The organism is Erythrobacter sp. SD-21 (genome assembly GCF_000181515.1).
In the GTDB taxonomy this organism is placed as follows: Bacteria; Pseudomonadota; Alphaproteobacteria; order Sphingomonadales; family Sphingomonadaceae; genus Qipengyuania.
This window is the reverse complement of sequence record NZ_ABCG01000005.1, coordinates 226,339-243,426: the sequence shown is the minus strand read 5'-3', so window position 1 is coordinate 243,426 and position 17,088 is coordinate 226,339. Positions and strand designations below refer to the sequence as shown.

Here is a 17,088-nt window from a genome sequence, read left to right as displayed (position 1 = left end):
TTTTCATATCACCGAACTGGCTGCGATCAGTCGTCGCTGGGCAGTTCGCGCACCTCGATCGGCAGGCCGAGCGGTTCGAGCTGGCTCTTCACCTTGCTCGCATCGCCGACCACAAGCCAGACGAAGTCCTTGTCGGTCAGGGCCGCACGGGCCGCTGCGTCGAGGCTGGCCGGGGTCTGGGCGCGGTACTTGGCGACCAGGGTTTCGTAATAATTGTCCGGGCGACCGTAGAGCGCGTTGCTCTGCAGCGCGTTCAGCACGGCGCCGGAGGTTTCGAAGCGGCCCGGAAGCTCCCCGATTTCCGATGCCACGTTGCGGGCCAGCTCTTCCTCGGTCACGCCGCGCGTGGTGAGGAACTCGGAGATTTCGCGGCGCACTTCCGCCAGCGAATCCCCGGTGCGGTCGGCCTGTACGCCGCCGGCCGTGAAGTAGACCACCGCGTTCTCGAAGGTCTGCGCGCCGCCGCGATAGCCATAGCTCCACCCCTTCGTCTCGCGCAGGTTCATGTTGAGACGCGCGAGAAAGTTGCCGCCAAGCGAGTTGTTGGCGTTGGTGAAGTCGATGTAATTCTCGTCGCGGGCATCGAGCGGCGTCAGTTGCGCGCCGACGATGTAGCTCTGCGGCGAGTTCGGGCGGTTGTAGAGGATGATCCGGTCGCCTTCGGTCGCCTGCCCGGTCGCGGAGAAGCTCTTCGTGCCCTTGGCGACTGCCGGCGCTTCCCAGTTCCCGAACACCGCGTTGAGCGAGGCCACGACTTCGGCCAGCGGCTTGTCCGAAACGACGAAGACTTCGCCGTTGTCCGGACGGATCCACTGGTTCTTGAACGCGACGAGGTCATCGCGGGTGATCGAGTTCACGCTTTCGACCGTGCTGACCCCCCCATAGGGCGTGGCTTCGCCGAAGATCTCGTTCGGAACCACGCGGAAGGCGATGCCCTGCGGCGATTTCATCTGCTGGCGGATGCCGGTGACCGTTTGCGTGCGGACACGTTCGAGATCGTTCTGGTTGAAGGCGGGTTCGCGGATGATCTCGCTCATCAGTTCGAGCGACGGTGTCAGGTTCGACGACAGCGCGGCGAGCGTGAAGGTCGACCGGTCGGCGCCGCCGCCGGTTCCAATGGTCAGGCCCAGACGCTCGCGCTCTTCGGCGATTTCCTGGCTGGTCATGTCGGCAGTGCCTTCGTCGAACAGCTGCATCGTCAGCCCTTCGAGACCGCGCTTGCCGACCGGGTCGGCGGCGCTGCCGGCGTTGAACGACATGGTGACATAGGTCGCCGGGACCGCATCGCGCTGGGCGTAGGTCACGGCCATACCATTTGCCAGCGTGGCACGCTGCACCGTCGGGAAGTCGAGCGTGGCGATGGTGTCGATCGCCGGGGACGGACGCACTTCGGTCACGGTGATTTCCTCCGCCGCACGGTCGCGCTCCGAAGCGTTGTCGCCATCGGCATCGACCGATGCGGCTTCCTCGTACTCGCTGTCGCGTTCACCCGGTTCGAGAACGAGAGTGAAGGCAGGGCGCGTCATCCAGCGCTGCATGGCGGCCTTGACGTCGGCCGGGGTGAGCGTGGCGAGTGTGTCGAACTGCTTTTTGTAGAAGCCGGGATCGTCGGCGAGCACTTCGCCGCGGGCGAGGGTGACGGCCTTGCCGCCGAAGCCGCCGACCTGTTCGAGGCCGCGTACGGTGCCGGCCAGATCGCTGGTGGCCGCACGGCGCACTTCGTCCTCGGTCGGACCTTCGGCGATGTATTCGGCGATCAGTTCGTCGAGACGGGATTCAAGCGTGGCGAGTTCGACGCCGGGCTTGAGCGTGGCGCTGACTGACAGGATGCCGACGCGCTGGAAGTCGTAATTGCCAGCGCCGACACCCACGGCCAGTTGCTCATCACGTACCAGCACTTCGTCGAGGCGGCTCGAGGCGAGACCGCCGAAGATGCTCGCGCCCACATTGAGCGCAGTCAGTTCCTCACTGGTGATGCCGGGAACGGCCCAGTACTTGGTAAGCGTGGTGGCCGCGACATTGTCGCGCATGACGCTGCGCTTGTCTTCGGACAGTACGGGGATCGCGGCCGCGGCCGGATCGTTGACCGGGCCACGCGCGATCGGGCCGAACCACTTTTCCATCAGCGGACGCGCTTCTGCGGCCGAGATGTCGCCCGCCAGCACGACGGTGGCGTTGTTGGGGCCGTACTTGTCGCGGAACCAGTTGCGCACATCGTCATCGAGGCGCTGTCGAGATCGGCCATCGAGCCAATCACCGAGTGGCTGTAGGGATGGCCTTCGGGGAACATGTTCTCGAGGATTTCATAGAACACCAGGCCGCCCGGCTGGTTGTCGCCCTGGCGTTTCTCGTTCTGGACCACGCCGCGCTGGTTATCGAGTTTCTCCTGCGTGACCGCGCCGAGCAGGTAGCCCATGCGGTCGCTTTCGAGCCACAGCGCGCGTTCGAGCGCGGGGCGCGGAACGGTCTGGAAATAGTTGGTGCGGTCGAAATTGGTGGTGCCGTTGTAATCGGTCGCGCCCATTTCCTGTAGGTACTGGAAATAGTCGTTTGGGGCGTTTTCCGAACCGTTGAACATCAGGTGTTCGAACAGGTGGGCAAAGCCGGTCTTGCCTTCGGGTTCGTCCTTGGAGCCGACATTGTACCACACGGCGACGCCGACGATGGGCGCCTTGCGGTCTTCGTGGACGATGACGTCGAGGCCGTTGTCGAGCGTGAACTTTTCGTAGGGAATGGCCACCTGCTCGACCAGCGTGGTGAGATCGCCGGTCTCGGCATCGGCGGTTGCCGCAACGCTCGCGTCGCTTGCATCGGCGACGCCATAGGCCGGTGCGGTGGTGCAGGCAGCGAGGATGAAAGGTGCGGTCGAAACCGCCAGCAAAGTCTTAAAACGCATCAAATTTCCCCTGAAAACGACTCGTAAAAGCAGCGGGTGGCACGCTAGCCAGTGATTAACGATGCGTCACCGTCTTTCGGGTGACGGCGTTGGCAAGCACATCCTCGCGCCAGAAATGCACCGGTTTCATACGATGCTGGACGAAGAGCGTCGCCTGGTCGGCAAAATGCGGTGAATTGGGCCGTGTGGTGGCGGCGCCGTAAGGCTGGATCGAGCGCGAGGTTACCCGCTCGCCCGGCAGCCATTCGACCCACTGGATAAAGCTGTCGCCATGGCGCACCGCGAGCCGGCCGTCCTCTTCCACGTCCCACAGGGTCGAGGCGCGCAGCGTGTCCGAGCCGCCGTCGAGCGGCAGGTCGACGCTGCCCTGGCGCAGGCGCAGCAGTTCGCCCATCGGCGGGTCGATCCGCCCGAAATAGGTTTCGAGGTGGTCGACCGCCTTTTCGAGCTCGCCCAGAACTTCGGGGCAGGGCTTGTTCTGGTAGCGGCAGGACATGAACTCGCGGATCATCAGCAGCGCAAGGCTGTCGCCGCGGCCGATGTTGTCGGCCTTGAAATCCCACGCCAGCAGGAGGTTGCGCGCCGGAGCGAGGTCTGGGCGGTCCGACAGGTCGAGCGCGGCCAGCGCGTCCCACAGATCGGCGATATAACCCTCGCGCGCATAGGAAGTGTCGTATTTGATGCGCCGCAAGGTATCGCTGTCGAGCCGGTCGGCCTCGCTCAGCAGTTTCCACGCCATGCGAGAGCGGTTGGTCTGCTTCAGTTCGACACCGAGTTCGGGGGCGAACTGGCTTGCGACAAGATCGCTTTCCGCGCCGGCTGCGGTGAAGGGCGTGTTGTTGGCGTTGTAGAGCCAGCCCGAGGCCGGGTTCACGTAGCGCGGCAATTCCTCGTATTCGACGGGGCCGTCCCACAAGAGCGCGGGATCGCTGCCGTCGAGCACGCCACGCCAGTTGGGGCCCTGCGGCCTGTCGGGCAGGGCGGCGTTATAAACATAGGCGATATTGCCCTCACGGTCGCCGTAGATGAAGTTGGTCGAGGGGATGTCCATGCGGGCGAGGATCGCCTGCCATTCCTCGAGTGTCTCGACCTTGTTGAGGCGGTAGTAAGCGTCGAGTTGGCCAAGATTGTCGATCCCGCCGTAGCGGAAGGCGAACGTGCCACGTTCGTTCCGGATCACCGGACCGTGGACGCTGCGATAAACGTCGCGCCAGACTGGGAGGGTGACAGGACCGAACCGCACGGGCAGGGTCACGCTCTCGACCTCCAGGTCGCGCCATTCTCCGCCGAAGCGATAACGCCTGCCGCTCTCGTCCATTTCGAGTTCGTAGACATCGACCATGTCGGGCGTGTTGACCGTGTTGGTCCAGCCCAGCGTTTCGTTGTGGCCGAGGAAGGGGAAGGGCGATCCCGGGAAGTTCGCGCCGGCATAGTGCCAGCCTTCCTCGCTCTCGACGACCAGTTCGTACCACGCAACGCCGCCGCGCCAGGGCTGGTGGCTGTTGGAGACGAGGATGGTGGGGCCGCCCGATTTCTCGGGCGCCACGGCAAAGGCGTTTGAGCCGCTCATCGCGCCGTCGCGGCCGAAAGGTGAGTAAGCGACGTCGGATTCGTGAACGGGCTGTTCGTCAGGCGGCGTGCCCTCGCGCGGAAAGCCGGGAATGTCGGGGCCGTATTCGCGGCGCAGGTCCTCACCCTTCACCAGCGGTTCGATCACTCCGTTAAGACCGAAGAAGAACGGCTGGCGCAGCGCGAAGCCCGCGGCCACGTCGGTGCCGGTGACAGGGAAGAGATTGCCCAGCTTCACCTCGTCGGGATTGTCGGCGGCAAAATCGTTGAGGCCGGTGGCATAGGCCTCGAACAGGGCGCGCGTGTCTTCGGGCAACTCGGGATAATGCTGTTCCGCCGTACCGCGCGCGTCGAGCAGGTGGAAGACGTAATCGATCGCCGCGCCGTCTTCGCCGGCAATGGCACCATAGCGGCCGCGCGCCATGGCGATTACGTCCTGCAGGGTGGAGAAATCGTCTTCCGAGTGGGCGATGGCCACGCCGTAAGCGACGTCGCGGTCGCGCTCACCATAGATGTGCGGCACACCGAATTCGTCGCGAATGATCTCGGCCGTATAGGTTGCTTGCTGGGCGGCAATCGCCTCGCGCTTGGCCCAGAACGGTTCCCACGTCGCAAGGCCGATAAATGCAGCCAACAGGATGACAAGCACGGCAGCGCCGATGCGTAGCGACCACTTCTTCATAAATTTCAGTCCTCTCCTGCAACTCGTCTAGCGAGTGCGACGAAGCGAGGCAATGGATTGGGCAAAACAGGGGGTGGCGGCCTTCCTGTTTCCGGATTCGGACCGCTAGCCAAGGATTGTGACAGCGCTGATCACCATTGGCCACGAGACGTCCGGCAAGCCGGTCGATTTCGACGTAGAGGAACTCCTCGCCACTCGTTTGCTCGTCCAGGGCAATTCCGGGAGTGGCAAGTCGCACCTGCTGCGCCGCCTGCTCGAAGAGAGCGCCGGGATGGTGCAGCAGGTGGTAATCGATCCGGAAGGCGACTTTCCTTCGCTCGCCGACGAGTTCGGCCATGTCGTGATCGACGGTTCGGCCTATTCTCCGGGCGAGATCGAGGCACTGGCCCGCCGCATCCGCGAGCACCGCGCCAGCGTGGTGCTCGATCTCGACGGGCTGGAAGTCGAACAGCAGATCCGCTGCGCCGCGCAGTTCCTGACCGCGCTCTTCGATGCCCCGCGCGAGCATTGGTATCCGGCGCTCGTGGTGGTGGACGAGGCGCAGATGTTCGCCCCGGCAGTGGCCGGCGAGATTGCCGAGGACACGCGCCGCATGACGCTGTCGGCCATGACCAACCTGATGTGCCGCGGGCGCAAGCGCGGGCTTGCCGGAATCGTCGCCACGCAGCGGCTGGCCAAGTTGGCCAAGAACGTGGCGGCCGAGGCTTCGAACTTCCTCATGGGCCGTACCTTCCTCGATATCGATATGGTGCGCGCTGCCGACCTGCTGGGCATGGATCGCCGCCAGGCAGAGCGTATCCGCGAACTCGATCGCGGGCACTTCCTTGCATTGGGGCCGGCAATCACCCGCCTGCCGCTGGCGGTGAAGATCGGTCCGGTGAAGACCGGCAAGGTCGCGCGCAGCGAAGGGCTGATGGCGCTGCCCGATACCGCGCCCGAAGATATGGCCGACCTGCTCACCCGCGATCTGGTCGCCGATGTCGCCAAGGCTCCGCCGCCCCCGGCTCCGCCGCCCGCGCCGCGCGTGGACGAGCTTGAAGACAGCATCGCCCACGCCGAGGAACGGCAGGTCGAAACGCCCGCCGAACCGCTCGACACCTCGCATGTCGCCAATCGCATCGCCGAGATTATCGGCGAACTTTCGCGCGAAGATGGCATCGCCTTCCAGTCGGCCAGCGCGCAGTACCAGACTTTCCTGACCCGCTGCCGGCGCGAGCGGCTGATCGGCCCCATGCCCGACATGCACGCCTTCCGCCGCCGCTTCGCGATTGCAGCCGCCGGGCTGGAGGAGTTGGGCAAGGAGATACAAGCGCACATCATGGCGCTTGCCAGCGCGGTGGACGACGACCTTCTCGGCCCCTTCCTCGTCATCGCCAAGTCCGCCCATGCCGGGGAAACGCAGGTGGACGAGAACGAACTCGCCCGCGCTTATGGCACCAGCTCGCCGGGCCGCATCCGCCGCCTGCTCGACCATCTCGAGCGGCAGGGGCTGATCGTGGTGCGAGAGGATTTCGGCGGCGGGCGGACGGTGATGGTGCCCGGCCTCGAGGGTGTCAACGCCGAATAAAATTTCCCCTTGCCTCTCGCAGCTTGCGCGAGCACCCCTATATGCGACTAACACACCTCGCAAAATTTCGCGGGGGAGGACTTGTGTTGCACAATGGCAACACCATATTCGAGCGGTAAGTCTCGCATGAGGGGTTTTTCAGATGAATCTCGAAAAGTTCACCGACCGGGCCAAGGGCTTCCTGCAGGCGGCGCAGACCGTCGCCATCCGCATGAGCCACCAGCGCATCACGCCCGCGCATTTGCTGAAAGCGCTGCTCGATGACGAGCAGGGCATGGCCGCGCAGCTGATCCAGCGTGCGGGGGGCAATCCGGGCGTCGCGATTACCGAAATCGATACCGCTTTGGGCAAGGTGCCTTCGGTGTCCGGGGGCGGGGCGCAGCAAACGCCCGGGCTCGACAACGACGCCGTGCGCGCGCTCGACCAGGCCGAGCAGCTTGCCGAAAAGGCGGGCGACAGCTTCGTGCCGGTCCAGCGTATCCTGCAGGCGCTTGCCATGCAGGACAACGATGCAGGCCACGCGCTCAAGGCTGCGGGCATAGACGCCAAGTCGCTCGAAGCCGCGATCCAGGAGGCGACCGGTGGCCGCACTGCGGATAGCGCGGGCGCGGAAGACGCGTATGACGCGATGAAGAAATACGCTCGCGATCTCACTCAGGCGGCGCGCGACGGCAAGCTCGACCCCGTTATCGGGCGCGACGAGGAAATCCGTCGCACGGTGCAGATCCTCGCCCGGCGGACCAAGAACAACCCCGCGCTCATCGGTGAACCCGGCACTGGCAAGACAGCGATCGCCGAGGGCCTCGCTCTGCGCATCGCCAATGGCGATGTGCCCGACAGTCTCAAGGGCCGCACGCTCATGTCGCTGGATCTTGGCGCACTCATTGCGGGCGCGAAGTACCGCGGCGAGTTCGAGGAGCGGCTAAAGGCCGTGCTCGATGAGGTGAAGGGCGCCGAAGGGCAGATCATTCTCTTCATCGACGAGATGCACACGCTGATCGGCGCGGGCGCGAGCGAAGGCAGCATGGATGCTGGCAACCTCCTCAAGCCTGCCCTGTCGCGCGGGGAACTGCACTGCATCGGCGCGACCACGCTCGACGAATACCAGAAGTATGTCGAGAAGGACCCCGCGCTCCAGCGGCGCTTCCAGCCCGTCTATATCGACGAGCCGAGCGTCGAGGACACGATCAGCATCCTGCGCGGCATCAAGGACAAGTACGAGCTGCACCATGGCGTGCGCATCACCGACGGCGCGATCGTGGCGGCTGCGCAGCTCAGCAACCGCTACATCCAGAACCGCTTTTTGCCCGACAAGGCCATCGACCTGATGGACGAGGCGGCCTCGCGCATTCGTATGGAGGTAGAGAGCAAGCCCGAGGAAATCGAAGGGCTCGACCGTCGCATCATCCAGCTGCGTATTGAAGAGCAGGCGTTGCAGAAGGAAACCGACAGCGCGTCGAAGGACCGGCTGGAGGCGCTGCGCAAGGAGCTGTCCGAACTCGAGCAGCAGTCCTCCGAACTGACCACCCGCTGGCAGAACGAGCGCGACAAGATCCATGCCGAGGCACGGATCAAGGAAGAGCTCGACGCGGCGCGTATCGAGCTCGAACAGGCCCAGCGCGGCGGCGACCTGCAGAAGGCGGGCGAGTTGCAATACGGCAAGATCCCAGAGCTCGAAAAGCGGCTCCAGGAGGCCAGCGGACAAACCGACAACGCGCTGCTCAAGGAAGAAGTCACCGAAGACGACATCGCCGGCGTGGTCTCACGCTGGACGGGCATCCCGGTCGACAAGATGATGGAAGGCGAGCGCGAGAAGCTGCTCGACATGGAAAACATCCTCGCCAAGCGGGTAATCGGCCAGAGCCAGGCGATCGACGCCGTGTCCAAGGCCGTGCGCCGTGCGCGGGCGGGGCTGCAGGATCCGGGCCGTCCGCTCGGCAGCTTCCTGTTCCTCGGCCCGACCGGTGTCGGCAAGACCGAACTGACCAAGGCGCTCGCCGGCTTCCTGTTCGACGACGACCAGGCGATGGTCCGCATCGACATGAGCGAATTCATGGAAAAGCACGCGGTCGCCCGCCTCATCGGCGCGCCTCCGGGCTATGTCGGATACGAGGAGGGCGGCGTGCTGACCGAGGCGGTGCGGCGCAGGCCCTACCAAGTGGTGCTGTTCGACGAGGTCGAGAAGGCGCACAGCGATGTCTTCAACGTGCTGCTGCAGGTGCTCGACGACGGGCGCCTGACCGACGGGCAGGGCCGCGTGGTCGATTTCTCGAACACGCTGATCATCCTCACTTCCAACCTCGGCAGCCAGTATCTGGCGAACATGGAGGATGGCCAGAAGGTCGAGGAGGTCGAGCCGCAGGTAATGGACGTGGTTCGCGGGCATTTCCGCCCCGAGTTCCTCAACCGCCTCGACGAGATCATCCTGTTCCACCGCCTGGCGCAGGAGCACATGGCCCCGATCGTCGATATCCAGGTCGCGCGGGTGCAGAAACTGCTCAAGGATCGCAAGATCGTGCTCGACCTGACCGAGGCGGCCAAGAAGTGGCTCGGCCGCGTAGGCTACGATCCCGTCTACGGCGCGCGTCCTCTGAAGCGCGCGGTCCAGCGCTACGTGCAGGATCCGCTGGCCGACATGATCCTGTCGGGCAATGTGCCAGATGGGTCGACGGTAGCGATCGACGAGGGCGACGGCTCTCTAGAGATGACGGTCAGATGATTCGCACTTGACGGCCGGGGCCAGAAAAAGTCCCGGCCGTTCCACTCATAATTTTATTGCGATTGTGACAGGGTCGGCATTCCTGAAATGACCCGCCTCCTTTGGGCGAAGGCCGACCGTATCTATTAATGTGTGATTTACGTCACAGTGCCGGTCCAAACGGGTGGCGTATGTAGAGCGCCTCTTTGACATAGCCGTGACGCTTTCGCACAAACGTTCCCATTGGGACTGGGGATCCTCGTATCCCGACGATACAGCTTGTCATATATGCGCCGATTTGGGGGGCGCAGTTTGGGTCGTCCGGAACAGGGGCACGGTTCCAGTTCTCGCAACTGGAGTGTGTAATGCGAAAGTTTAATCAAAATACGTTCAAGGGGCTCGCGCTTTCCGCATCGGTCCTGGCTCTCGTATCGGGTACGCAGGCATTTGCGCAAGCGGCCGACGACGGCGATTGTCCTGTAGGTCAGGAAGAAGTTGACGGCGAATGCGTCATTCAGTCGGATGGTACCGATGGTGTCGTCAACAATGACCCGGGTAGCCAGGATGTCGTCGATGTGACGGACACGGGTGCCACCGGCCAGCAGAATGAAGGGGCTATCGTCGTAACCGGTTCGCGTATCCGTCGCGATACCTACAGCAGCATCTCGCCCCTGCAAGTGCTGACTTCGGAAACGGAACAGGAAGCCGGCCTGTTCGATCCATCGCAGGTTCTGCAGCGCTCGGAAAGCGCTGCCGGTCAGCAGATCGACGCGACTTTCCAGGGCTTCGTGCTCAACAACGGCCCGGGTTCGCAGACGCTGAACCTTCGCGGTCTCGGTGCTGATCGTACCCTTCTGCTGCTCAACGGTCGCCGTCTGGCGCCGGCCGGTGTGGAAGGTGCGCCCACCAACCCGTCGATCAACCTCCTCCCCGGTTCGCTGATCGAGCGTACCGAACTGCTGCTCGATGGCGCTTCCTCGGTTTACGGCTCCGACGCCGTTGCCGGTGTTGCCAACGTCATCCTGAAGAAGGATTTCGACGGTCTCGAACTTTTCGCCCGTGGCGAAATCAATCCGGAAGGGTCCGGCGAAGACTACACCGTCAGCGCCGCCTGGGGTAAGAATTTTGACCGTGGTTTCTTCGGCATCGGTGCAGAGTACGATTTCCGCGATGCCATCCGTCTGCGCGACCGTGACTTCTTCTCAGGTTGCGATACCCACCGCGAAATCGACCAGAATGGCAACATCTACACGGTAGGTCTCGCCGACAATGCAACCGTTCTCGACGATAGCGACGGCCTCGTCAGCGTGAGCGAGAGCGAATGCAAGATCGCTGGCATCAGCGGTCGTATTTTCAATCCGTTTACCCGTTTCGGTTCGGTATACTTCCCGGCCAACGGAAACATTGCAAACTTCCCGCTGGACCCGGCAACCGGTCGCCCCTTCAACTTCGGCGACTCTACCAACGCCTTCGGCGATCAACTCGACACCGATGGTGACGGAATTCGCGATGTCGATTTCCAGAACGTCAACACCAATGGGGCCGACCTGTCGCAAGTCTTCCTTTCGCAGCAGAAGCTCTACAACGTGATGGCGTACGGCGAATACACTTTCCCCGGCGCGGCGAACATCACGCCGTTCTTCGAAGCGAACTACAGCCGCGCGGAAATCTTCTCCGACAACACAGGCGCTCCGCAGCTTTTCCCGAGTGTGCCTGATCTCAACCAGTTCAATCCGTGTAACTTCGTGACCAATCCGAACGGTGTCGACTGCCGTGCGGTCGACAACGAATTGAACGGCCTGAACGGTACGCCCTTCGCATTGTCGACCGGTATCCCGACCCCGGTGACCCCGATCGTTTCGATCCAGGGCGACCGCGACAACACCGATGTTGTGCAGGAGCAGTATCGCGCCGTAGCCGGTGTGCGCGGCGATCTGCCGTTCATTGCCCCGAGCTGGGCGTTCGAAGTCGCCGGTGTATACTCGCGATCGGAAGGTAGCTCGGTACGCCGTGGTATCCGGGAAGACCGCCTGGCCCTGTCGCTCGGTCTCGACCCGACCGCCGATTACAACGGCGACGGGATCATCGACAATGACGGCGATGGTATTGCCGACGATTACAACCAGAACGAGGATTTCTTCGGTTTCTTCGGCGATCCGCAGGTGATCGGCGAATGTAACGTGGATGCCCTTGCGAATCCCGAACTCGCGGCCCCCGACCTTGCTCAGGGCTGTGTGCCGGTGAACCTCTTCGCACCCAGCGTGCTGGGCTCGCCGGTTGGCGAGTTTGCCTCGCAGGCAGAGACGGATTACCTCTTCGGTACCCGGTCGTTCGATACCACCTATGAACAGCTTATCTTCAACGCCTATGTGACGGGTGATCTGTTTGAACTGCCCGCCGGTCCGGTCGGCGCGGTGCTCGGTGCGGAATATCGCCGCGACGAGATCGCATCGAGCCCTGACTTCGTGGCTTCGAACGGTCTGCTCTTCGGATTCTTCGCCGACCAGGGCGCTGTGGGTAGCAAGGAGATCAAGGAGGCCTTCGGCGAACTCGATATTCCGCTTCAGGCAGGCAAGCCACTCGTTCAGGAACTCAACCTGAAGCTTGCAGGTCGTGTTACGGATGATCAGTACTACGGTACGAACTACACGTACTCGCTGGGTGCCGGCTGGCGTCCGATCGAGCCGCTGTTGCTGAAGTTCACCTATGGTACTTCGTTCCGTGCGCCGAACCTTCGCGAGAACTTCCTGGCCGGTCAGTCGGGCTTCAACACCCTGTTCGATCCCTGCGCTGTACCCGACGATGCGTTCAATTCGCTTGGCGGCGGTTACGATCCGACCCTCGATGATCGTGATCCGATTATCCTCCAGAACTGTCGCCGAGAAGGCCGCGATCCGACGACCGTCGGTATCGACAACGAAGGCCTCAACACCGACCAGTTCGCAAGCGTGGAGATCACTTCGGGCGGCAGCCTCGAAATCGATCCGGAAACGTCGCGTGCGCTCACCGCGGGCTTCTCTTTCGAAGAGACTTTCGGTGCCGGTTTCGATGTTTCGCTGGCGATGAACTACTTCGACATCAAGTTGAAAGACTCGATTATCGAGCCGTCCGCGCAGTTCATCGTAAACGACTGTTTCACTCGTTCCGATGGCCAGCGCAGCGCGTTCTGTGATCGTCTCGAGTACGATACGAGCGCAACGAGCCGTATGCTCGTGTCCGATGTCTTTGCCGGCTTCCTCAATCTCAACGAGGAAAGCGTTCGCGGGATCGACATCAACACGACCTTCGGGAAGGAAATCACGCTCGGCGGCACGATCGTCGATCTCGGCGTGAATGTCCGCGCCAACCACCTCATCGAACGCAGCTCGCTGTTCGTGAACGACGATGGCAACACGACCTTCGATGACGACGCTGGCGAGTTCGGTCTGCCCAAGTGGTCCGGCCGTACGACCTTCACGGCAGATATCGACAGGTTCCGTCTGACCTATCAGATCCGTTACACCGGCCCTGTCGAACAGGATCCCGACGGTATCGATCTGTTTGCTGACGTGTTCGGTTTCGGACCCGATGGCGAACCTGCGATCAACGAAGACGGAACGCAGTTCTTCTCCGACACCTGCCTGGGCAACGGTTCGCCCAGCGGTACGGTGGAGGGCGACGGTCGCTTCTGCCGCGACGTCGGCTTTGCGGACGAGCAGTTCCTTCACACAGCGTCGCTGCGTTTCCGTGAAGAGCGTTTCAGCATCCTCGTTGGTGTCGACAACATCTTCAACACTGCTCCGCCGCTGGTGGACAGCAATGAAGTGCTGGCGATTGCCAATACTGCAATCGGTAACGGTTACGATTACGATGGCCGCGAATTCTTCGCTTCGGTATCGTTCGAATTCTAAAGCCGTTCATCTAGCTTGTGCTAGGTAATTCAGGCGGCTCCATCGGTTGCGGTGGGGCCGCCATTTTTCTAGGGTTCGTCACCTGAGTTTGGAGAGAGTCGCATCATGAAGATGAAACGTAAGTTCACCCTATCCGTCATGGCCGCCGCGGTGTCAGCGCTCGCCTTTTCCTCGCCTGCGGCTATCGCACAGTCGGGTGCCGCCGCGACGGGACAGCCGACGGTGCCGATCGAAGCGTGGGCGCTGCGCGATGTCATCACGAATGTTCAGCTCTCTCCTGACGGGAAGCACGTGCTTGTTCACAAGAACGAGAGCCGAGAAGGGGATTATCTCCTCGAGATTTACAAGACCGAGGACATGTCCAAGCCGTTCCGGCGCCTCAACGCCGATCCCATGGAGATCCAGAGCGCGCGTTGGGTAAGCGACAATGTGATTTCGGGTCGTGCCTGGCAGCAAAACCGTAGTCGTGTGAACGGTCCCGAGGAGGGGACATACGACTACAAGCAGTACGCCTACAATCTCGATACCAATAAATTCCGGGCCCTGCCGGGCAATTTCGATATCATCAGCACCCTTCCCAAGGAACCTGATCATATCCTTGTAGCTGAAGCCACGACGGTTTCCGATGTAACCGGCGTCGACCCGTTCGCGGCGTTCCGGCCTCGCTCCTACTACAAGTTCGACCTTGTGAAGGGGTCCCGGAGCCTTGTACTTCGCGGGAACAGCCAGTACTCGAATATTTCTTTCGATGTAGACGGTAATCCGCGTTTCGCACAGCGCCAGGATGGCGACATGGTGCAGAATTATTACCGTGGGCCCAATGACAGTTCCTGGAAGGAACTCGGTGAGCCCATCGACGCGAGCAAGCACGAGAACCTGTACCGCTTCCTGAGCGGGTTCATTGGCGTGCAAGGCTACGACCCGGACAATCCCGACATTGCCTATGTCATCGACAACCGCGGTGAAGACAAGGCGGCACTCTGGGAGTTCAATACGGCTACCGGCGAGTTCGGCGAAAAGCTCGCCCAGACAAACCAGGCCGATATCATGGGGATCCGCACGAGCTCGATGCCGGGCGATCAGACGCTTGTCGGCGCCATTTATCCGTGGGACAAGTATCAGACGATCTGGTTCGACGAGAACGAGAAGGCGCTTTACGAAGCGCTCGAAGCGCAGATTCCGAATGCGCATCAGGTTTCGATAACCAGCCGCTCGCGTGACGGCAATTCGATGATCGTTCGCAACAGCGGTCCGCGCGATCCGGGGTCCTACTGGCTGGTGCGAGACGGTCGCATGGTCAAGCTGGGAAGCAGCAACCCCTTGATCCAGCCCGAACAGCTCGCCGATGTCGAATTCATTCGCTATCCTTCGCGTGACGGCAAGCTGACCATCCCGGCCTACTTCATGAAGCCGAAGGGTGACGGTCCGTACCCGCTCATCGTCCGCCATAACGGCGGCCCCCACGTGAATAGCGTGGTCGGCTATGACGAATGGGACCAGCTGCTGGTCAACGCTGGCTACGCCGTTTTGCGCCCGCAGAACCGCATTTCGACAGGTTGGGGGCAGCAGCATTTCGATGCCGGCTATGGCGAACACGGTCTCGCGATGCAGGACGACAAGGACGATGGCGTGCTCTATCTGATCGAGCAGGGCCTGGTCGATCCTGACCGCGTTGCCTTTATGGGCTGGTCCTATGGCGGCTATGCTGCCCTCGTGGCCGCCTCGCGCGAGCCAAACCTCTATCAGTGCACGATTGCGGGTGCAGCCGTAGCCGATCCGGCCAAGTCCTACCGCCAGCGTCGCAATCCCTATGCTGCAAAGGCGATCGATGACTGGGGCCAGCGCCGCGGCATGATTGGTATCAACCCGATCGAAGAAGTCGATAAGGTCAACATTCCGGTCCTAATGGTTCATGGAGATGTGGATGCCCGCGTTCTCTACTATCATCTCGAGGACTACCGGGATGCGATGGAGAAGGCCGGCAAAACCGATGCGCAGTACCTTACGCTCAAGGGCGCCGATCACTTCTACAACACCTTGATGTTCGAGCATCAGAAGCAGTTCTATACCAAGATGCTGGACTTCCTGGCTAACGATTGCGGTCCCGGCGGATTGTAATTCGCGCCCATTCCTACAAGAAAGGCCCGGCCGTCGCGCCGGGCCTTTTTCTTCATGCTATCGATGGAGCAAGGGCAGGCAGGTCCGACCTAGAGAAGGGTTTGGCTGACCGGGAGTTGTAGCCCCAACTGTTCGCCGATCAGGTCTAGCCATTGTTCAACCTGGGCAATCTCCTGGTCTGTCGCTTCGTCAGCAACCGGGTTGGAAACCTGGCCACCCAATTTGGAATGCTGTCGAAAGACGTCGCTAGCGCCCAAATCCTCTGGAACCGCAAAATCCTCGCCATCAGCGGCGAACTTCAGCACCGCGGAAATGGTTTCGCCGCGATGGCGATTGAAATAATCCCCATCCAATGTGCGGATACGTGTACGATCTGCTCCTTTGGCCAGCGTGGTGAAATAGTTCTGGTTCAGCAGCCATGCGAGGCCCGCGGCCTGCAGATCCGTCATGGCGAAAACTTCGTCGGGCGGCATGCCGAAGTCGATGGGCGTATATCCCTGAAGTTCCAGATAAAGTTTGCGGCCCCAGCGATGCCCCATTAGCCCGCGCTTGCGAACGCTCAGAAGAAAAGGCTCGAGCGGATTGGTCATCAAGATCGCCGTGCTCTGCGGAGAAGCGGCAAGCAGTGCCGGTATGAGGCCATTCGCGTGGTTCGTCGGCTTGATGAAGATCGCGCGCGTGTTGCTTCGTCCGCGGGCCAGAAGGCGAAGGATGGGGGTGATGAGCGGCCCCAGCGCCTTTGGATCGGCGGCAATCGCGGCAAGGATACCCGGCTCGCTCAAACCCGCCGATACGCCCCGGATATTCAGCGCGCGGACGAGCAAGGTCGATCGACAAAAGGCAGAATGGAAAATGAAGTGCATTGGCGCGGTGTCGACCTCGATCTCGTCGACACGCGACAGCGGGACGGCCAGCCGGTCTTCAGCGTTCTCCGGCTCGAACTCGAACAGGAAACCTGGTCCGGTCAGCCGATCATCGGGCACGCGGACGAAAATCATCGATTGGGAAGCGTGATCGATTGCATGCGGTAGCCAGCATGCATCGGACGAGATCGTCTGAATGGGATCGTTCATGCGGCAAATACCCGAACGCTAAGTTTTCAAAGGGCGGGCAGGCTCAGCGAATGCGGCGGGCCTTGACGCCCATCTCGCCATCGACCCTGAGCCAGTACGAACCCATCGCCGCTTGCTCCAATTCCACGCTGGCTCCGGTTTCGGGCTTGAACCGGCGGGGCGTGTTGGTTGCCTGCCATACGCTTCCTGCGGCGATTTCTATTTCCCAGTGATCGCTTCGCAAGCGGCGGAGGCCGGTGATCGTGGATTGCAGCACCTCGTCCGCTTCGTCGTCGGAGGCCCCGAAGATACCTAGCTTCGGCATGCTGAAGCCGAACAGACCCCGGCGGGTCTCGCGGATGTCCTCCTTGTCGACCACGCGGATTTCACCACTGTCCTGCTTCTCGATGACGGTCTGAACAGCGTCATCGAAACAGGCAAGTCGTGCACTGTCCTGCTCTACAAGGCGGCAATCGCGCAGAGCTTTCAAATAGTCCTCGTCTTCCTGCGCATTCGCCGGCGCAGTCCCCAAGCCAAGGGCGGTAATCGCGGCAGCGGCCCTTACGAAGCCTCGTGTCATTCCTATGATCCTCTTTTGCTCCAGCGGATCGCAACG

9 protein-coding genes are annotated in these 17,088 nt (G+C 62.0%); 4 read left to right on the top strand and 5 right to left on the bottom strand.

The genetic code is table 11. The features are described from left to right. Positions 1 to 26 precede the first annotated feature (26 nt). The 3 genes from ED21_RS10395 to ED21_RS10390 are packed head-to-tail and all read right to left on the bottom strand — an operon-like array spanning position 27 to position 5,147. Positions 27 to 2,213: a pitrilysin family protein gene (locus ED21_RS10395; RefSeq protein WP_006833858.1), complete on the bottom strand. Its 2,187-nt coding sequence runs from the start codon at positions 2,211 to 2,213 to the stop codon at positions 27 to 29. After that, a complete protein-coding gene (locus tag ED21_RS15995) occupies positions 2,123 to 2,896 on the bottom strand; it encodes a pitrilysin family protein (RefSeq protein WP_006833857.1) in 774 nt (257 codons plus the stop codon). Before ED21_RS15995 ends, ED21_RS10395 begins: the two co-directional genes overlap by 91 nt. A 55-nt stretch (positions 2,897 to 2,951) precedes the next feature. Next, positions 2,952 to 5,147 (bottom strand): acylase, encoded by a 2,196-nt coding sequence (locus ED21_RS10390; protein WP_006833856.1) that lies wholly within the window; start codon positions 5,145 to 5,147, stop codon positions 2,952 to 2,954. 118 nt (positions 5,148 to 5,265) lie between these two features. On the opposite strand from ED21_RS10390, the gene ED21_RS10385 reads away from it, so the two are divergent. The 4 genes from ED21_RS10385 to ED21_RS10370 all read left to right on the top strand — a co-directional run bounded on the left by ED21_RS10385 (position 5,266) and on the right by ED21_RS10370 (position 15,420). Then, complete coding sequence (locus ED21_RS10385) at positions 5,266 to 6,714, top strand: ATP-binding protein (RefSeq protein WP_006833855.1); 1,449 nt, start codon at positions 5,266 to 5,268, stop codon at positions 6,712 to 6,714. A gap of 142 nt (positions 6,715 to 6,856) precedes the next feature. After that, entirely contained in the window at positions 6,857 to 9,433 is a 2,577-nt protein-coding gene (gene clpB, locus ED21_RS10380; RefSeq protein ID WP_006833854.1) for an ATP-dependent chaperone ClpB, read from the top strand. Positions 9,434 to 9,777: 344 nt separating this feature from the next. Further along, complete coding sequence (locus ED21_RS10375) at positions 9,778 to 13,302, top strand: TonB-dependent receptor domain-containing protein (RefSeq protein WP_006833853.1); 3,525 nt, start codon at positions 9,778 to 9,780, stop codon at positions 13,300 to 13,302. 105 nt (positions 13,303 to 13,407) lie between these two features. Then, the gene (locus ED21_RS10370; RefSeq protein WP_006833852.1) at positions 13,408 to 15,420 is read left to right on the top strand and encodes a S9 family peptidase; all 2,013 of its coding nucleotides are present in this window, start codon (positions 13,408 to 13,410) and stop codon (positions 15,418 to 15,420) included. Positions 15,421 to 15,509: 89 nt separating this feature from the next. Here the strand turns inward: ED21_RS10370 and ED21_RS10365 are convergent, their stop codons facing one another. Both ED21_RS10365 and ED21_RS10360 read right to left on the bottom strand, forming a co-directional pair. Next, complete coding sequence (locus tag ED21_RS10365; RefSeq protein WP_006833851.1) at positions 15,510 to 16,493, bottom strand: hypothetical protein; 984 nt, start codon at positions 16,491 to 16,493, stop codon at positions 15,510 to 15,512. Between the two features lie 43 nt (positions 16,494 to 16,536). Next, positions 16,537 to 17,052 carry a hypothetical protein gene (locus ED21_RS10360; RefSeq protein WP_034922204.1) on the bottom strand — a complete coding sequence of 172 codons (516 nt, stop codon included), beginning with the start codon at positions 17,050 to 17,052 and terminating at the stop codon, positions 16,537 to 16,539. Between the last annotated feature and the right edge of the window lie 36 nt (positions 17,053 to 17,088).

What these genes read in the sequence shown, in the direction of transcription:
- ED21_RS15995 (WP_006833857.1), bottom strand. Translation starts at nt 2,896, where the DNA reads ATGCGTTTTAAGACTTTGCTGGCGGTTTCGACCGCACCTTTCATCCTC.
- ED21_RS10390 (WP_006833856.1), bottom strand. Translation starts at nt 5,147, where the DNA reads ATGAAGAAGTGGTCGCTACGCATCGGCGCTGCCGTGCTTGTCATCCTG.
- clpB (WP_006833854.1), top strand. Translation starts at nt 6,857, where the DNA reads ATGAATCTCGAAAAGTTCACCGACCGGGCCAAGGGCTTCCTGCAGGCG.
- ED21_RS10375 (WP_006833853.1), top strand. Translation starts at nt 9,778, where the DNA reads ATGCGAAAGTTTAATCAAAATACGTTCAAGGGGCTCGCGCTTTCCGCA.
- ED21_RS10370 (WP_006833852.1), top strand. Translation starts at nt 13,408, where the DNA reads ATGAAGATGAAACGTAAGTTCACCCTATCCGTCATGGCCGCCGCGGTG.
- ED21_RS10365 (WP_006833851.1), bottom strand. Translation starts at nt 16,493, where the DNA reads ATGAACGATCCCATTCAGACGATCTCGTCCGATGCATGCTGGCTACCG.
- ED21_RS10360 (WP_034922204.1), bottom strand. Translation starts at nt 17,052, where the DNA reads ATGACACGAGGCTTCGTAAGGGCCGCTGCCGCGATTACCGCCCTTGGC.